Consider the following 18,947-nt stretch of genomic DNA (forward strand, 5'->3'; position numbering starts at 1 on the left):
TGAGTAACCCAACAAGGATCAACCACACGATTGACGAAATCGCCAACAGTACTTTGAATTGTTTTTCCTCGTTCATAGCTTTTTTTTTGCAAAATATACAAATTATTTTGTAGTGAATCAAATAAACGAAAAATTTTCTTTTTAATTACGGATTTTTTTTGATTAACTGCTCAATTCATGGTAATGTTTTTGATTTTTTGACATGTTATTGGCATTCCAATCAATCTTGATATCCATAGGGAATTTTCTTACTGGACAGTCTGTAATTTGGCAATAATGACAGCATTTTTCAGGAATACAAGGATCGGCATGTACAAAAACCTCCATCACACCCGGCCAATCCTCCTCTAATATTTGTTCAAGTTCCTCCACTTCATCATGCACTTGCCCAAGGTCCAAGTAGTATGGCAGGGTAAGGTGCAGGTCAATATGCCTGTCTCCCCCATATTGTTGGACACGCATATTGTGTACATCAATCCAATTGGGCTTTCTATGTCTATTGATCACATCCACTGTAGCTTCTACTGCAACAGGGTCTGCTTCATCCATCAAACCCGCTACTGACTTCCTGACCAAGCCATAACCTGAATAAAGGATATACAGCGAAAATAATATGGCAATGACAGAATCCAGGAAAAACAAATTTGTCAGATACATGACAAGCACACCTACGATCAAGAGCAGGGATGTCATGGTATCTACCAATAAATGCTTACCACTGGCACCTAAGGCAATGCTGTTGAGCTGTTTGCCTTTTTTCACCAAAAGCATACCAACTACCCCATTTACAAAACCAGAAAGGGTAATCAGGACAATTCCTTCTACCAAATGTTCCAGTTCATTGGGAAAAAAGAAATTGTAAATAGACTGATAAATAATAAACAAACCCGCAAGCATAATGAGCGTTCCCTCCACACCGGCACTAAAAAATTCAATTTTACCATGCCCATAGGGATGGTTATCGTCCCTGGGTCTGGAGCTGAGATAAATACTGTAAGAAGCAAAAGCTGCCGCCACCACATTGACGATACTTTCCAGGGCATCAGTTAGTATGGCGGTGGACTTGGTGATGTAAAAGGAATAAAACTTCACAATCAGTAGTAATACACTGACCAAAAATGAAATTTTTATCCAAAACGACTTTTCTCTTTCCACTCCTTTGGGGTTAAAGTGCCAAAATTAAACTAAATTTAAGAATTGCCTCGGATTTCACGGTTTCATATATGAAATCCCTAGCTAAGTATCAACCTGTCAACATATTAATTGTTATCCACAGTTCCTTTTCGCTGATATGACGAGTGATAAAAACAAACTACAGCTACCCACACATTTAAAAGTATTGTCGGTACTTTTGCTGATTATTGTGATTGTGTTTATTCTCATTTTGGGAAAAAACCTTCTAATCCCCTTATTTTTAGCAGGATACATATCAGCACTTTTGGTACCTATGGGCAACTGGCTAGAGCGGAAAAAAATATCACGTGTATTGAGTGCCGTTATATCTATGCTGACCGCAGTATTAGGGATTTTGGGTTTATTGACCTTCATTGCCCTGCAGGTGGCGAGCTTCAGCAGAGACTTGGGCAATGTAGGGGAAAGGCTTAACAAGTACTTGGAAGATTTGGAAGTTTTCCTTTCTGATAAGTTAAAGATTGAGACAGGTATAGGCAAGGGGATTGATCAGGATTACCTGATTGGTCTATTACAGGACAACAGCAGAAGTGTAGCAGATTTTATTTTTGGGACTTTGGGGTCTTTGACTTCATTTGTCCTTTTGATTGTTTTCATGTTTTTTTTCTTACTCTATAGAGATCACCTTACACGGTTTATCTCCCATCTTTTCAAAGATCATGATCCTGAAAAGGTAGAAAATGAAATCAAAAACCTGAGAAAGGTTATCCAAAAATATATCATAGGTGTCATGAAAGTTATGGCCATTCTTGCCGTTTTGAATACAGGTATACTATTTGGTTTTGGCATCAAGCATGCGATATTCTTTGGCGTATTGGCAGGGGTTTTAAATATCATTCCTTTTTTGGGTCCTTTTCTGGGCGCTATTTTACCTACCATCTTTGCGTTTCTTACAAAAGACAGCCTTTGGTATCCGGTAGGCATTGTCATAGCCTTTCAGGTGATACAACTGATAGAAAGTAATTTCCTTACCCCAAAAATTGTTGGCAGCAATGTTAACCTCAATGCTTTTGTCACTTTTCTAGGCTTGATGGTTGGGGCAGCCATTTGGGGCATTGCCGGGATGATTATCATCATTCCAACTTTGGCTGTACTCCGTCAAATTTTTGAACTGAATGAGGCAACTTTGCCCTTTGCTTTGTTGTTAGGAGAGGAAAGAGAAAATCAAACATAGAATAAAGATCATGACAATGAGATGGCTTTTGGCCCTATTGCTTACAGGAATCCTGATAAGCTGTGACAGTCAGGAAGATAAAAAAGGTCGTTTTTTATTGAAAGGGAATGAGAAACTCAAAGAGAACGACACCAAATCGGCGATAGACTTTTACTCTGAAGCCATTAAAATTGATCCGGAGTTTATCGATGCCCTTTATAATCGGGCCTTGGTATATCAAAGGACCAATAGGCTGGATGAAGCCATTAGGGACTATGGTGCAGTATTGGCTATTTCAAGGACGCACAGGACTTCTCTTTTCCAAAGAGGGCTTGCCCTATTGGATAATGGTGAATATTATAAGGCATTATCAGATGCCGAAATGTCCATTCAGCTTTTTCCCGATAACTGGCAAAGCCATTTCCTCCATGGTTTGGTTTTGGAACAGTTAAATAATCATGACGATGCTTTGGCCGCTTTTGAAAAGGGGCTTCAGCTCGAACCGGAAAATTCAGATCTCTTGGTGAATAAAGCCATCATACTCTTTCAGCAAAGAAATTTTGGTGAGGCCAAGGAAACACTTCAAAAGGCAGAAAAAATCAACCCTGAGGAGGCCAATATTTACAACTTACGTTCAATGATCTTATTCGAGGAAGAGCGTGTTGATTTGGCTTTGGGAGAAGTAGAAAAAGCCATAAGCCTCAACCCAAGGGATGCTTATTACTTCAATAACAGAGGCCTATACAAACTCTATTTAGGCGATCTGGAAAGTGGTCTGGAAGACATCAACTTCAGTTTAAGACAAAACTCCAGAAACTTGTATGCCTTGAGAAACAAAGGCATCTATTATGCTAAAAAAGGCCAAAAAGAGTTAGCCCTGAGGTATTTGGAGGATGTTTATGAAAAAGCCCCTGACATGGAGCTTGTTGAAGCTTACCTTAAGTTAACTCAAGCGCTTTGACTCGCAATTTTCAGTACCTCTTTGATTTTCCTTAAGAGCTCCGAAGCATCAATAGGTTTGGCTACATAACCATCAAAACCCGTCTTTTCAATCCTTTCCATGACTTCAACCTTATCTGCTGCAGAAAGTGCCAATACGGGTACATCGGTTATTTCTTTTATCTTTTCGGTGGCATCAAATCCATTCATGACAGGCATTTGAATATCCATTAAGATACAATCATATTCACCATCCTGAACGGCTTCCACCGCCAATTTACCATTACTCACCCTGTGGTATTGGATACCCCATTTCTTGATGATTTTCCCCAGTACCAAGGCATTGACGTCATTGTCTTCTGCCATCAAAAGTTTGACTTCAGCCAAAGATTTTGGTCTTTTCACTTCAGGCTTCTCCGGCTCTGCTACAGTTTCTTCCTTTTCAACCTGAGGGGTTTCAGTTTCAGGTGCTTCTTTTTCGGCTTCTACCTGTGGTGCGGCTTCAACTTTGGCCGGCTTGATTTCAACTACAGGTTTATGCTCTGTATTGGCCTCCAAGCCCGGTTGGCCAAATACTTTTTCAAATTCAATTTCAAAGAAGAAGGTTGACCCGGCTCCGATTTCAGAGTGAAGGTTGATCTGACTTTCCATAAGTCCCAACAGCTTCTTCGTGATGGCAAGCCCTAAGCCAGTGCCTCCGTATTTTTTACTGAAGGAATGCTGAACCTGATCAAATTCGTTAAAAATCCTATCCTTATGTTCAGGGGCTATACCTATGCCATTGTCTTTGACTTCAAAGTAAATCCTAATGCGATCAGCTTCATTCTTCTTTACATCTACAGTCAGGTCAACGTTACCATTATCTGTGAACTTTAGGGCATTGGTGATCAGGTTATTTAGCACTTGAGAAAGCCTTACTTTATCACCTTTGACCTCCATGTTGATGTCTTTATTGAAATGAAGGTTCAGTTTGTTGCCACTATCTTTTGCATGGTATTCCAAACCGCTGATCACATGCTTGATGACCTCTTCCAAATTCATTGGGCTTACCTCCAGGGTCAGTTTCCCGGCTTCAATTTTTTGGAAGTCCAGCAGGTCATTGATCATGGTAATCAGGTTATCTACTGCAAAATTGATGGTATTGAAAGCAGCAGCCTGCACAGTGGTATGATCATCCTGTAGCAAAGAATACACTGATCCTGAAATGGCATTGAGCGGTGTTCTAAGTTCATGACTAATGATGGACAAGAACTCCGATTTGATCTGACTGGCTTTCAAAGCTTCTTCTTTGGCATCCTTAAGTTTGTCCTCAAATTGCTTCTGATCCGTAATATCGGTGAGGTAGCCATACCATACCACATCTCCATTTTCCAAAAGCTCAGGCTTGGCGGCTCCCAAAACCCACTTATAGTTTTGGCTCTCCGGCTTTATAATCCTGAACTTACATGTCCATGGACTGAGTTTTCTAGCGGAAGAAACGGTTGATGTGAGTACATTGGCCATATCTTCAGGGTGGACTTTGGAAATGGCTTTGCCCACATCTTTGAAATCTGCCAGCTCGTTATCCTTCAATCCCAATAGATTTTTTATTCCCGGGCTCATGTAGGAAAACTTCATTTCCCCTTCCTTATCGACAACAAACTGATAAAGTGCACCGGGAATCTGTTCGGTCAAATGAGTAAGAAAATCTGATGGCACCTTTTCAGTTTGGGATATTTGCCTTATTTCTGATATCTCTCTTACACTGGAAATAATGTAGCTGGTCTCTTGAATTTGCACCAGCTTCGCCGCAATTTCAACATTCAGGTCTTCACCGCTTTCCTGATGAATCTTGCTTTGATAGGTTTTTATACCTTCTGAGCCGAGTTGACTGATATGATTTTCCCATACTTCCTTCTGTTCAAACAAAGGCTCAAGCTTTGCAATTTCCTTAGGGAAACTTTGGGCATCCTCAGCTCCATACTTTTTGACTGCTTCTTTGTTGAAAAATATGATTTCCCCAGAAAGGTTGGTCAAGAAGACCCCATCGGGATATGCCTCCAGGATTTCTTTGAACAAGGCCAGTTGGTTAAGGTATTCCTGGTCCTTGCTGACATCCTGAATGGTCCCAAAAATTCTGGAAGGCTGATTGGTCAGCACCTGTGCCCTTCCGGAAAGCTGTATCCATTTTAAGCCATCTTCCCCAGCCTTTACCTGCAACAACAGGTCAACTTCCTTACTGGAAGAAATCAAGGAGGAAATGGCATTTTTTACCAAGGCCCTATCTACTGGCTGAAAGAGGTTTATCATCCCCTCCAATGGTAATTCAGTATACTTCTTTAAACCGAAAATGGCACAAAGTTCATCGGAGAAATATACGCTGTTACTCGCTGTATTGATCTCCCAAAAGCCTAGATGGCTAAGTTTTTCTCCTAAAGCATATAGCTCATTGAGCTCTTGCTTTTGCTCAAGTGTGGTTTTAAATGCGGTTATGTCTCTGGCTACGGCGTAGAACTTACCCACAATAAAGTGTACATTGAACTCAAACCAGCGATATGCTCCACTTTTACTTAATAATCTAGCTTCAAAGTTGGTGTTTTTTCGTTCCTGTCTGATATCGAAAAGCAAGGATTTAACCTTTTCTAGATCATCAGGGTGAAAGTAACTGCAAAGTTCAATGTTGATGATTTCTTCCGGGCTGTAACCCAAGATGGGTTTTATGGAACTACTGACCCAGGTAAGAAAAGACTCCTGTCCGATACCAATCAGATCGATGGCATTTCTGAAGAAATACTGTGAATCGTTTTTATTGGGCAGGCCCTGACCTCTCAATTCCTTTCCTTTATAAAATAAAAAGTAATTGGATGCATTCTCCTGAGGTAATTCCAGGAAAAAGGTATACTCCACACCCATAAAGGTCAAAATCAGCTCTTCATTGAATATGTAGGAGTTGATGTCCAGTCCTAGTCCCACCAGATTTCTTTCATCCAAAAACTGTCCTATCTGATTTTCAAAAGCCTGATTGCTATAAAAAATATTATAGGGATAGGAATCATCAGCTAAAAAAACCATTTCGCTGGATTCGAATATTATCTTCTTAAAAGTATTATTTATACCTCTTTCCTTCATCGGAAGTTATATATAAAACTGTCTGTAACTGTACACTAATGGGTGAAAATTGCGGTACTATACAATAATCCGTGTAAACATACATCAAATTGTTTTTTATACCAAATATTTTGCTTTTAAAATCTATATTTTTGTTTTTTAGCCATCAAATTCCGAATTCTACCTGAAACATAGCAGTCCAGGAGTTGCCTGCATTGTCAAACCTTGAGAGGCCTTCTAACCATTTGTAGCCTACATTAGCCTGAAACTTAATCCTATGGCCATTGACGTACCTAGAAAAGCCAAGCAATACCTCATCTACCCTATCCTGAAACTGCAGGATTTCCGCATCTGGTGTCACTTTAGAATACCTTACAGCCAGTTCATTTTTTCTGTCCAACATTCTACTGACCTGGGTATTGATTCCCCACCCTACCTGCACAATCCGGAGTTCACCGAGATCATTACTTGTAAATGGATCTGGGGACCTTCTCTCCAAATATTCTCCCAATACAGCCCAACCCATATATTTAAACACACCATCCACTATAAAGCTGTTCATATCCCTGGGTTCAAAAAGGCTTGGCCCCAATTGGCCTCCTGTCCTATTTGCTTTTTCATTGGCGGATAGGGTAAGCCCAATTGAAAGTTTGGGCTTTGGCTCAAATTCAAGATCCCCTTCCGAATAATCACCATTATTCCTGAATGAACCAAAAGGCAAATACTCGAGCCTCCCAGTATAGCTCAACCCATCATCAACAGCTGACGCATTCCTGCCATCTCCTGTGGTCAAAGCTCCTTTTATCTGCAATTCCCCACCTTTTCTGAAGGGAAAAGTTTTATAGGCAAACAAGCCAAAATCCCGGTCAATATTGAAAAGCGCATTAGCCGTGGAACGATCTGCAAATTGCAGGTTACCGGAACTGTTTACCCTTTGCCTGTTGCCTGGAAGTTTGGATTGTCCAAACCCAAAATACAGATTGTCATTTACGATGTAATATACAATCGCATCCCTCACAGGCTGTGCAATCAGGGCATTTTCCAAATCCAGATCTGCCCGGGAAAATGCGAGTTGAATATAATATTGCAACCTGGGGTGGCCGACAAAACCATCAAACCGCAACCTAAGTCTCCTCACCCGCATTTCGTATTGATTGACCCTAAAGTCATCACCTTCCAAGGTATTTAACCCTGCTCGATTTTGCATCCTGAATCTAAAATTCATCAAAAACAAAGAGTCCTTGGAAAAACTGACCCCATCTTCAACTGTTATCAAAGCCCTTTCATCGGATTCCACCACTTGTGCCATTGTGGATGAAAAAAAATGAAAATAAAAGAAAAGAGTTATCAAAAATACAACCCCCTTACCAGCTCTAAGGATCATAGTATCCACCTACTTTTTGGTTTCAAAACGGATTAAATATAAATGAATTTTACAAATATTGATACGCTCTGTTAAACAAAGACAATTTGAAACATTGTAATGCATTTTTGAGGATTTAAAAATTCAGCATTACTAAAACGGCCCATGGCAAAGCAAAGTTTTGCAACCCAACAGAAGCGTGGAAAAATCCTCTCATACTTTCAACCCGAAATATGAATTAGAATTTCTATTACAAACCCTAATGCATAATTCGGGTTCAAGAAAGCGCAAAAAAAGGCCGGTTGAAATTCAACCGGCCGGTAATGGGTCATCCCCTCAAGATTTATACACCTGCCTTGATCAGATTCAATGCAGACCCTGCTTTGAACCAAGCAATTTGGCCCTGATTGTAGGTATGGTTGACCTTGATTTCGTCTTTGCTTCCATCGGCATGGTTTAGCACCACTGTCAAAGGCTTCCCTGGAGCGAAAGAGGTCAAGCCCAAGATATCAATCGCATCATCTTCCTGAATCAGGTCATAGTCTGCAGGGTTGTCGAAAGTCAATGCCAGCATACCTTGTTTTTTCAGGTTAGTTTCATGAATTCTGGCAAATGATTTCACCAAAATCGCCCTTACTCCAAGGAAACGAGGCTCCATGGCAGCATGTTCCCTTGAGGAACCTTCTCCGTAGTTTTCATCGCCCACCACAATTGAACCTATGCCCTGAAGTTTATACTGACGTTGAACGGCGGGAACTTCTCCATACTCTCCAGTCAGTTGATTTTTGACTTTATTGGTCTCACCATTGTAAGCATTGACTGCCCCAATCAACATGTTGTTGGAAATGTTATCCAGGTGTCCTCTGAATCTCAGCCATGGTCCTGCCATGGAAATGTGATCCGTGGTACACTTGCCTTTGGCTTTGATCAACAGCTTCAGGCCATGAAGATCTGTTCCTTCCCAAGCTTGGAAGGGCTCCAATAACTGTAACCTTTCAGATTTAGAATCCACAAGAACCTCCACCTGAGAACCGTCTTCTGCCGGGGCTAGGTATCCTGCATCTTCCACAGCAAACCCTTTTGTTGGCAACTCCAAACCTCTTGGCTCATCCAATTTGACCTGCTGACCTTCTTCATTGGTCAAAGTATCAGTCACTGGGTTGAAGGTAAGGTCTCCCGCGATGGCCAAGGCCGTTACGATTTCAGGAGAGGCCACAAATGCGTGGGTGTTAGGGTTACCATCCGCACGCTTCGCAAAGTTTCTGTTGAAAGAGGTGATGATAGAGTTTTTTTCCTGTTTGTCAGCACCGTGTCTAGCCCACTGTCCTATACATGGACCACAAGCATTGGCTAAGACTACACCACCCATTTTTCCAAAAATATCCAAGAAGCCATCTCTGTCTACGGTAAAGCGTACCTGCTCTGATCCTGGGGTAATGGTGTATTCTGATTTGGCCAGTAATTTTTTATCTACTGCCTGTTGGGCAAGAGAAGCTGCCCTGGAAATATCTTCATAAGAAGAGTTCGTACACGAGCCTATAAGCCCTACCTCTAATTTTGCCGGCCATCCATTTTCTTTAACTGCTGCAGCAAATTTGGAAAGTGGCCAAGCCAGATCCGGTGTAAAAGGACCATTGATATGGGGTTCTAGCTCCGATAAGTTAATTTCAATTACCTGATCAAAATATTTTTCAGGCTGCTCATACACCTCAGGATCACCGGTTAGGTGCTCTTTGATGGCATTGGCCATATCGGCAATATCTCCTCTTTCTGTACCTCTTAGGTAAGCTTCAGATTTTTCATCATAACCAAAAATTGAAGTTGTAGCGCCAATTTCTGCACCCATGTTACAGATTGTCCCCTTTCCGGTTGCTGAAAGTGAGGTAGCTCCTTCACCAAAATATTCTACAACGGAACCTGTTCCACCTTTAACAGTCAGTATCCCTGCCACTTTGAGGATGACATCTTTAGCGGCAGTCCAGCCCGATAATTTTCCGGTTAATTTAACACCGATGAGTTTGGGGAATTTCAGTTCCCAGGGCAAGCCGGCCATCACATCGCAGGCGTCTGCTCCACCCACTCCTATGGCGATCATGCCCAGACCACCTGCGTTTGGTGTATGTGAATCTGTTCCGATCATCATACCTCCTGGGAAAGCGTAATTTTCAAGGACTACTTGGTGAATGATACCCGCCCCAGGCTTCCAGAATCCGATCCCATATTTATTGGAAACAGAAGCAAGAAAGTCGTACACTTCCCTATTTTTATCTTTAGCCTTATTCAAGTCAGCGGTAGCACCTACTTCAGCCTGAATCAAGTGATCACAGTGAACAGTAGAAGGAACGGCTACTTTATCCCTGCCTGCCTGCATAAACTGCAAAAGGGCCATTTGTGCAGTAGCATCCTGCATAGCCACACGGTCAGGGTTGAAATCCACATAAGACACTCCCCTTTCGTAAGCTGCAGCGGCATCTCCTTCTGTCAAGTGTGCATATAATATTTTTTCGGTCAAGGTCAGTGGTCTTCCCACAGCTTTTCTGGCAGCCGCTATCCTAGAGGGATATTTTTCGTAGACCGCCTTGATCATTTCTATATCAAAAGCCATTTCAAATATATTTAGAGGTAAATGTTCATTAGGTTACAAATCGTCCGCAAAGATAAAAATTCAGTGCAAAAATGGAAGCGAAATTCTGCCAGACAGTTTTATTTATAACCAATTTAAAAAAAGAGGCTTAAGCAACCCAAAGCCAAACGGAAAAGCCAAAAACCAAGGTTGCGGCCAGAAAAAAATACACCGTATACCTGAAAATTTCTTTAGCGGGCACCCCGGTAATGCTAAGTAATGGTAAAGCCCAAAAGGGTTGTAGCATGTTGGACAACTGATCCCCGTAAGCAAATGCCATAATCATCTTGGGGATGTCCAGCCCCATTTTTATGGCTGCCTCCATCATGACTGGCCCTTGGATAGCCCACTGACCTCCCCCTGAAGGGATAAAAAAATTCACCAGTGCAGCACTTAAAAATGATAACACTGGGAAAGTTTGTGGGCCAGAACGAAACACCATATCCTCGGCGAGCATAAGTAGTAATCCTGAATATTTCATCATACCCAAAATACCGGCATAGAAAGGAAATTGTAATATGATATCCGTAGCTCCCTTCACGGCATGGCTCAGGGCTGAGGCAAAAGATTTCAGGCTACCAAAAAACATCAAACCCAAAGCCAAAAGGGTGAAGTTAACAAAATTCAGATCAATAAATGACCAGTCTTGGTCCCGGATTTTGAGGATTTCGACAATGATAAGCATAGCCATCAAAGCACCTACAAGCAGGCCAGTTTTGTCTCTTCCTACCTCTTTGCCCTCATAAATGAATGTGATCGATGGCAATGCTACCTTTCCATATTGTTTGCGTGAAAGCCAAAACATGACTCCCAGTAGTACAAGTATCAAGATAAGATTGCCCCATAAATTATAAGCAGAAAAAACAGTTTGGTCTATGGGTACCAAGCCAATGACTTCTTGAAGGAAGTGGCCGGACTCTGCTACTTTCAGGGTGGATGAGCCGGAAAGGCCTCCATGCCAGACCAACATTCCCAGATACCCTGAAGCAGCAACCAATGGATAGTTGATGGAATTTTTTTTTCTTGCGCAGATTCCCCTATTTTTCGGGCTAAAATCGCCCCAAGAACCAAACCGAAACCCCAATTGAGGTAACCTCCAGCCATGGCCATACTTCCCGTCAACAGTACCGCCTGGGTGTTTGAATTCACCATCCCAGAAAGCTTTCTCAGCAGGCTATCAACAGGCTTGGATAGTGCCAGCGTATGCCCAAACACCAATATAAGGACCATTTGCATGGTGAATTCCAAAAGGTCCCAAAAACCCGATTTCCAAAAGCTAAGGACAGTGTAACCATATTCAATATAAGATACATCTGACGGCCTGGTCCACCATATAGCAGCAACAAAAACAATCAAACTGAGTAGAAGTGCAATTTCAAAAGTAGAAGGAAATGAAAATCTTTTTACAAGTTGCATAGCGGCTAGGGTCCATTTCTCAGGGCTAATATTAAAATTTCTTTTGGGTAAAAAAATCGGATTTACTTAACTTTAATATTTAAAACTTAAAAGTTGGAGCTTAACTTATTCTCTATCATCCTATTGGTTTCCGGACTCTTGGTTGCTGGAATCTCCAGCGTTTTGATCAGTCAGCATACAGGAGTCATACGATGGTTTGCCCTTACCATGTTATTGGTATCGGTTTGGTCCCTGGCCTATGGATTTGAATTGTCCAGCCAAAGCCTGGAGCGTATGCTTTTTTGGATCAAAATAGAATATATAGGAATTGCTTTTGCTCCCGCCACTTGGTTATGGTTTGCAATTTCCTATGCAGGTTTAGAACGGTGGACGAAAGGAAAGATTTTTTACTTGATTTTCATTGTCCCAACAATTACTTACCTGCTGGTGCTTAGCAATAGTTACCATGGATGGTATTATGCACAAACTACGGTGGACAGTTCAGGTCCATTTCCTCTGCTCCATATCGAAACCGGTCCTTGGTATTATGTACATATTGGTTATTTTTATTTGAGTTTGTTTTTAGGGAATGTTGTTCTCTTGACAAGATTTAAGCACGGGAATGCATTATACAGAAAACAGACCTATTTACTCAGTAGTGCAGGTTTTTTTCCCTGGATGTTTAATTTGGCCTATATCTTAGGTTTCAAACCTTTTGGCCATATAGACCTGACCCCTTTTGCCTTTTTATTGATGTATATTTTGGTAGGAATTGCTTTGCTGCGGTTTAGGCTCTTCGATATCAAACCCATATTCAGGGACAAGGTAATCGAATCATTGGACAAAGGCATATTGGTAATAGACCCTAAAAACCGAATTGTAGACATCAATCCCTTCATGTCAGCACTTCTTAATTTACGCAGGTCAAAATTAGTAGGGAAAAGACTTGAAGAAGTTTTTCCTCAGCAGACAGTATTTTCACAATTGAAGGACCATCAAATCAGCCCAAAATTCGAAATTGATTTTCTATGTCAAAAAGGGGTTCATAAGCGGCTCTTGGTCAACATCACTCCGGTTTTTGATAAAAACCAGGGACTGAATGGAATCATACTTCTTTTTGATGACATTTCTGAGGAAAGAAAAAATTCCGAAAGGATTCAGCGGCAAGCCGAGGAACTTAAAGACCTCAACAACTTAAAAGACAAGCTTTTCAGCATCATTTCTCATGACCTAAAAGGCCCGATTTTTGGTTTACGCGAACTGATAAAAATGACAAGCACAGGAATGGTCAGTCAAAAGGAGTTTTTTGACCTGATGCCGGAAATTTCTAAAAATTTGGATGCAGTATCCATTTTAATGGAAAACCTTTTGGCATGGACGAGCACCCAGATGAAGGGAGAGTTGATACGGAAAAAAGCATTCGACATAGGGGAAATGATGGATCAACACCTGACTTTATTTGAACGGTTTTCAATAGATAGGGGAACCAGGATCAAATTGGAAAAAGAAGGAATGCTCATGGTATTTGCCGATAGGAATATGATAGACCTCATCATCCGTAACCTCCTCAGCAATGCCCTTAAATATTGTGGAAGGGGGGATCAGGTCTTACTATCAGCTACAGATCAGGGAAACTCTGTTTTTATACAAGTGATAGATACGGGTACCGGAATGAGCAAGGAAAACCTCGAAAAGTTAAAAAAGGGCATTTCTTTCACCACTTTTGGTAAAAACAGGGAAAAGGGCACAGGCTTAGGTTTGGTTTTGGTCAGGGACTACATAGCCAAGAATGGTGGTGTGCTCCATATTGAAAGTGAATTGAATAAGGGAAGTGCCTTCAGTTTCAGCCTACCCAAAAATGATATGCTTGTCATGTAAGGCTTTTTAGAAATGCTAAGGTATCTACCCCATCTGCATAATCATCTAGGGCTGGACATTGGGCTTCTCCAAAAGCAAAACTATTTTTATACCAAGCATTTTTACTGACTATGCACTGAATTTTTTCACTAACCACATCTAATTTCATGGCCAGGTCATCGCTATCCTTATAAAATTCATAATACAGCACGGCTATGGGTGAAACCAATTCCTCACTTTCTTTAAGGAGCAAGAACCCATTGTCCAGATGTTTTTCCTGATTGACCAGATAAATTGATTTGTTATAATCATAATTGTTGAGGTACTTATGATGACTGGCGATCAAATGGAAGCCACTGATGCTATCCAAAAACTTTTCAAGACTTTGTTGCTCTTTGATAAATATTTTGGAAACGTTTCTACATCCTAAACCAAAGTACTGGAGTACGTCCATTCCCAAAGCCTGTAAATCGGCTGTACTTTCTTCTCCATTGAGGATACCTATGGAAGTCCTGTTTTTTCTAATGATGTGAGGATATTTACCAAAATAATAATTGAAATACCGGGCAGAATTATCACTGCCAGTTGCGATATAAGCATCCTTTCCTTTGAGCATTTCTTCAAAAGAAACAGCTTGCGCAAACCTGAAATCGATGGCAATTAAAGTGTCTACCAGCCATTGTATGGATACCTGATCCGAAGAGCTCAATTTTACCGAAGCATGATGACCTGCGATCAAAACAGCCAAAAGGTCATGAAAGCCTACAGCAGGTATATTTCCAGCCATTAGAATTCCGATATCTTTTGGTTTAGGTATATCTTTAAGATCATAGGGTGCTACCCATTGCCTGATTTGGTCTTCTTTCAATTGTAAAGACAGGGCCTGAAAAGCCAATCGGGTATGTTGTGGTGTAAACCAATTGTTGTTGTTTTCAATCCTGTCAGCTATGTGTTGAAAATCCTCTTCTTTCAGGCTTTTAATGGCCTTTCCTAATTCTCCAAATGCTTTTATTCTTTCTTCTACAGTCATAAGCTTCAAATCTGCCGCAAAGATATCTAATTCAAAAGAAGTATCTTTGGATAGAATGAATATAAATTACTTAGCATGACAACTTTTTTTTTGCATCCAATGTTATTTGCTTAGTAATTTTGAAGGGAATTTGAATAATTAAATTGAACCTATTATGGCTATAATGATAACTGACGAATGCATCAATTGTGGTGCATGCGAGCCTGAATGCCCTAATACGGCAATATATGAGGGTGGTATAGAATGGACTTGGGCCGGCGGCACAAACTTAAAAGAAGTGACACTTCCAGACGGTACTGTTGTGGATGCCAATGAAAAGCAGGAACCAGTTTCTGACGAGTTCTATTACATAGTTACAGACAAATGTACTGAATGCACCGGATTTCACGAAGAGCCGCAGTGCGCTGCTGTATGTCCAGTCGATTGCTGCGTAGATGATCCTGACCATAGAGAGTCAGAGGAAGAGCTTTTGGCCAAGAAAATTTACATGCATGGAGAATAATGGGGGCTTAAGTCCCCATTATTTTTGCAGCTGATTCTTTCAAATACTTCTGATATTTAGCTGTTTACTTTAAAAAAACCTGCATTTATTTAAAAAATCTGATAAATCCCTTGAATTTATTTTTTGAAATCCCGTAACTTGTTCCGCAAATCATTCCAAATACAAACAATAAATTCTTTTGAAAGTGGAAGACAACAGAGGCAACGACAGAGAAGAAATCTTCTCACGGAGAGTAAAAGCAGGTAAAAGGACTTATTTTTTTGATGTAAAGTCAACAAAATCCAATGATTATTACTTGACGATCACAGAAAGTAAAAGAAGGATGAGAGATGACACTTTCACCTTTGAGAAGCACAAAATTTTTCTTTACAAAGAAGACTTTGCCAAATTCGTCGAGGCATTACAGGATGCAGTAGACCATGTTAAAAATGATTTGATGTCAGATTTTGATTTCTCTCAATTTGACAGGGAAGAGTCAGAAAATGAGTTTGACGATGAATTGAAATGGGATTAATTCCCATTTTTTAGTTTATTTAGGAGAAAGAAGCTAAATGACAGACTTTGTTTGTCTTCTTTTCAACCTGTTGGGTTAATGGGTTGTAAAGGTCGCCTCTTTCTCCTTTTTGTTGATATATGAAAAAGCCAATTCTAATCCTTTTATTGATCTTACTGCTACTGTTTGCAGTTGGCTGGTATTTTTCCAATATCACATTATACTTCATTTTCTCTCTTGTTCTTGCTGCGATCTTACGTCCTTTGACGAACAGGATTAACGCATTTCATATATTTGGACAGCACGTACCGAGGTGGATTGCCATTTTTATATCCTATGCGGTGGTAGGTGTTATTGTTTTTTTGATAGGCGCTTTATTTGTACCGCTGATCTCTACCCAAATCAAGGTCATTAGCAGTTATGATTTGGATTACCTTTACGAGCAGATACAAAATCCCATTGGAAAACTAGAAGATTTATTACTTCAATATGAGATCATCAATAGTGAGCCCGGTTTTCTGATCAAACAGGTCAGGGAGAATATGGTGAGCAGCTTTAGTAGTCTCAATGTACAGGGAATCATCAATACCATATTCAGTACCACCAGCTCTATTTTATTGGGTTTCATGGCCGTTTCATTCATCACCTTTTTCCTGTTACTCGAAAATGGCCTTTTGAGAAGAAATATCATGAATTTGGTACCCAATGCTTATTTTGAATTGGCAGTAGCGACATTCAACAAAGTAGAGCGATTGCTTTCCAATTATCTTGTGGGTTTAGTCATACAGCTTAGCTGTATCTTTTCTTTGGCTGCAATTGGCCTTACTTTAATGGGCATCGAGTATGCGCTCACCATAGCCATGTTTGCAGCAGTTGCCAATCTGATTCCTTATGCAGGTCCTATTTTAGGGGCCACTTTTGGTGTTATTGTGGGCCTTTCCACGGGAAGCTTTGAGGCCTCTAATGAGATTCTATTCATGGTCATTAAGATACTGTCTGTTTTTTCAGTGGTACAATTGACCGATAATGTGGTTCTTCAGCCATTAATTTTCTCTAAATCGGTAAAAGCGCATCCTCTTGAAATTTTTGTTATTATCTTTGCCGGTGCAAAAATCGCAGGCATCCTAGGGATGATCTTTGCGATACCTGTTTACACAATATTTAGGGTATCCTTTTTGGAGTTCTACAAAGGTTACAGGGCATACAGCATCTTTAAACTGTAAAAGAAAAAATCAAAAAATGGCTTTACAATGTGGTATCGTTGGACTTCCCAACGTAGGTAAATCTACCCTTTTCAATGCGCTATCCAGTGCCAAGGCTGAGGCAGCCAACTTTCCTTTCTGTACGATTGAACCCAATGTGGGTGTGGTAACAGTTCCTGACAACAGGCTTAAAATCCTGGAGGGTTTGGTAAATCCCAATCGGGTAGTTCCTACGGTGATAGAGTTTGTGGACATAGCCGGATTGGTCAAAGGTGCAAGTAAAGGTGAGGGGCTTGGCAATAAATTCCTGGCAAACATCAGAGAAGTAGATGCCATCATTCATGTAATCCGTTGTTTTCAGGATGATAATATTGTCCATGTGGCCGGAAGTGTGGATCCTGTTTTTGACAAGGAAGTAATCGATACCGAATTACAGTTAAAAGACCTGGAATCGGTAGAAAAGAAAATTGCCCGTATAGAAAAGATTGCCAAATCCGGTGATGCCAAGGCAAAAAAGGAATTGGAGATACTCCAGCATTTCAAAAAAGGATTGGAATCCGGCAAAAACGCACGTGCCATTGAAGTGGAAAAGGAAGATTTAGAGGCTGTACGTGATCTCCATTTACTGACCATAAAGCCGGTGCTTTACGTGGCCAATGTGGATGAAAATTCCATTTTGACAGGTAATGACTATGTTGAGCAACTGAGAGACAATGTCAAAGAAGAGCATGCTGAGGTAATTGTACTTTGTGCAGCCATAGAATCACAAATTGCAGAATTTGAGGACCAAGATGAAAAAGCACTTTTCCTTTCTGAGTATGGTCTGGATGAGAGCGGACTCAACAAATTGATCAATGGAGCGTATAAACTCTTAAACCTGATCACTTATTTTACAGCAGGTGTTCAGGAGGTTAGGGCCTGGACCATCAAAAAAGGATGGAAAGCCCCACAGGCCGCAGGCGTCATCCACACTGATTTTGAACGAGGTTTTATTAAAGCTGAGGTTATAAAATTACCTGATTATGAAAAATTCAAGTCAGAAGCTGCTTGCCGGGAGAATGGTAAAATAGCCATAGAAGGGAAAGAGTACATTGTGCAAGATGGAGATATTATGCATTTTAGGTTTAATGTGTAACGATTCTTCCAAAAAAATTTGTACTTTTGCTCCAAACCAAACAAATTTATAGTAATCATCAATCTTAGTTTAAAAATTGTTTAAATTTTATTTTTAATTACCGTGAGAATAAGACTTATATTTTCCCTAAAAAACAAAGGAGCTTATTTACCCTTTCACCACCAGTACATTCTGGCACAGTTCCTTAAAGGCCTCATCGTCAAAGGTGGACGTGAAGAGTTTTTTAACTACAACTACTTCAACTTCTCTGGACTGAAAGGTCAGACCAAAGTAAGTAGAAGTGGGCTTCATTACTATTCCAGTTTAGTCACCCTAGTGCTTTCATCACCCAATGAAGATTTTATGGACTATTTACTGGAGCAGGTATTTGAAACCCCTAAAGTTGAGTTAGGAAACCTCATCCTGTCCCCTGAGTACACTGAGCAAGAAATCGAACCGGAATTGGAGAGTTCAAACAAGTTTGTTTGTATTTCTCCTTTGGTCCTGCTTACTCCATCATTCAATGATGAGTCAGGTAAACGATTCATCAATCCGGATACGGACGAATTTTCCGACCTATTGTATGAATCTACCTTGACAAGGATGGAGAAATCAGGCTGGTACTCTCAGGAACAAATGGAATCTTTCTACAAATTCCAGGTGGTACCGGACATGAATTATGTAAATAAGCTGAGAGAGCAGCAAAAGAAATTTGCAAGGATCTACTCTGTTTACGACATGGATGTGAAATATGAAGTCAGAGGATACACCCTTCCTTTTACTTTGTATGCCGCACCAGAAGTTCAGGATTTTGTGTTCAAATGTGGACTGGGAGCATTTACCCACAAAGGGTTTGGCATGCTGGACCTGGCTAACCACTTACCAAGCCAAAGGACTGAGGCTTACAAGTTCAAAAGAGAGGGTTTTATTCCTTATAAATCCCACACGGAAAGGAAGAAACCTGATGAATTGGAAGACAAACAGGAAGACTAAAAAAA

At 40.6% G+C, this 18,947-nt stretch carries 15 protein-coding genes; 8 read left to right on the forward strand and 7 right to left on the reverse strand.

The window, feature by feature from the left end; genetic code table 11:
• Positions 1–162: 162 nt before the first annotated feature.
• Complete coding sequence (locus tag B879_RS08395; protein ID WP_009184737.1) at positions 163–1,155, reverse strand: cation diffusion facilitator family transporter; 993 nt, start codon at positions 1,153–1,155, stop codon at positions 163–165.
• Positions 1,156–1,291: 136 nt separating this feature from the next.
• Here B879_RS08395 and B879_RS08400 point away from each other — a divergent pair, with 136 nt between their 5' ends.
• A complete protein-coding gene (locus tag B879_RS08400; RefSeq protein ID WP_009184738.1) occupies positions 1,292–2,365 on the forward strand; it encodes an AI-2E family transporter in 1,074 nt (357 codons plus the stop codon).
• 16 nt (positions 2,366–2,381) lie between these two features.
• Positions 2,382–3,305 (forward strand): tetratricopeptide repeat protein, encoded by a 924-nt coding sequence (locus B879_RS08405; protein WP_009184739.1) that lies wholly within the window; start codon positions 2,382–2,384, stop codon positions 3,303–3,305.
• Here the strand turns inward: B879_RS08405 and B879_RS08410 are convergent.
• The 5 genes from B879_RS08410 to B879_RS22980 form a co-directional block, all read right to left on the reverse strand.
• A complete protein-coding gene (locus B879_RS08410) occupies positions 3,293–6,334 on the reverse strand; it encodes a PAS domain-containing hybrid sensor histidine kinase/response regulator (RefSeq protein ID WP_202949601.1) in 3,042 nt (1,013 codons plus the stop codon). The genes B879_RS08405 and B879_RS08410 overlap by 13 nt on opposite strands.
• Positions 6,335–6,536: 202 nt before the next feature.
• Positions 6,537–7,679 (reverse strand): porin, encoded by a 1,143-nt coding sequence (locus B879_RS08415; RefSeq protein WP_238542107.1) that lies wholly within the window; start codon positions 7,677–7,679, stop codon positions 6,537–6,539.
• 397 nt (positions 7,680–8,076) lie between these two features.
• Complete coding sequence (locus B879_RS08420) at positions 8,077–10,338, reverse strand: aconitate hydratase (protein ID WP_009184742.1); 2,262 nt, start codon at positions 10,336–10,338, stop codon at positions 8,077–8,079.
• Positions 10,339–10,465: 127 nt separating this feature from the next.
• Positions 10,466–11,326: a TIGR00366 family protein gene (locus B879_RS08425; protein ID WP_009184743.1), complete on the reverse strand. Its 861-nt coding sequence runs from the start codon at positions 11,324–11,326 to the stop codon at positions 10,466–10,468.
• Positions 11,284–11,772, reverse strand: a complete 489-nt coding sequence (locus tag B879_RS22980) for a TIGR00366 family protein (protein ID WP_009184744.1) — start codon at positions 11,770–11,772, stop codon at positions 11,284–11,286. Before B879_RS22980 ends, B879_RS08425 begins: the two co-directional genes overlap by 43 nt.
• 93 nt (positions 11,773–11,865) lie before the next feature.
• On the opposite strand from B879_RS22980, the gene B879_RS08430 reads away from it, so the two are divergent.
• A complete protein-coding gene (locus B879_RS08430) occupies positions 11,866–13,629 on the forward strand; it encodes a sensor histidine kinase (RefSeq protein WP_009184745.1) in 1,764 nt (587 codons plus the stop codon).
• On the opposite strand, the gene B879_RS08435 is transcribed toward B879_RS08430, so the two are convergent.
• Positions 13,622–14,638, reverse strand: a complete 1,017-nt coding sequence (locus B879_RS08435; protein WP_009184746.1) for an aldehyde dehydrogenase family protein — start codon at positions 14,636–14,638, stop codon at positions 13,622–13,624. The genes B879_RS08430 and B879_RS08435 overlap by 8 nt on opposite strands.
• Before the next feature lie 154 nt (positions 14,639–14,792).
• Here B879_RS08435 and B879_RS08440 point away from each other — a divergent pair, with 154 nt between their 5' ends.
• From B879_RS08440 to cas6, 5 genes are all read left to right on the forward strand, one after another.
• Complete coding sequence (locus tag B879_RS08440) at positions 14,793–15,140, forward strand: 4Fe-4S binding protein (protein WP_009184747.1); 348 nt, start codon at positions 14,793–14,795, stop codon at positions 15,138–15,140.
• Between the two features lie 184 nt (positions 15,141–15,324).
• On the forward strand, positions 15,325–15,654 hold the full coding sequence (locus tag B879_RS08445) for a DUF3276 family protein (protein ID WP_009184748.1): 330 nt from the start codon (positions 15,325–15,327) through the stop codon (positions 15,652–15,654).
• 119 nt (positions 15,655–15,773) lie between these two features.
• The gene (locus tag B879_RS08450; protein WP_009184749.1) at positions 15,774–16,856 is read left to right on the forward strand and encodes an AI-2E family transporter; all 1,083 of its coding nucleotides are present in this window, start codon (positions 15,774–15,776) and stop codon (positions 16,854–16,856) included.
• Positions 16,857–16,872: 16 nt separating this feature from the next.
• Positions 16,873–17,970 carry a redox-regulated ATPase YchF gene (gene ychF, locus B879_RS08455; RefSeq protein ID WP_009184750.1) on the forward strand — a complete coding sequence of 366 codons (1,098 nt, stop codon included), beginning with the start codon at positions 16,873–16,875 and terminating at the stop codon, positions 17,968–17,970.
• 102 nt (positions 17,971–18,072) lie between these two features.
• Positions 18,073–18,942 (forward strand): CRISPR-associated endoribonuclease Cas6, encoded by an 870-nt coding sequence (cas6, locus tag B879_RS08460; RefSeq protein WP_009184751.1) that lies wholly within the window; start codon positions 18,073–18,075, stop codon positions 18,940–18,942.
• The last annotated feature ends 5 nt before the right edge of the window (positions 18,943–18,947 follow it).

The organism is Cecembia lonarensis LW9, from assembly GCF_000298295.1.
Taxonomy (GTDB): domain Bacteria; phylum Bacteroidota; class Bacteroidia; order Cytophagales; family Cyclobacteriaceae; genus Cecembia; species Cecembia lonarensis.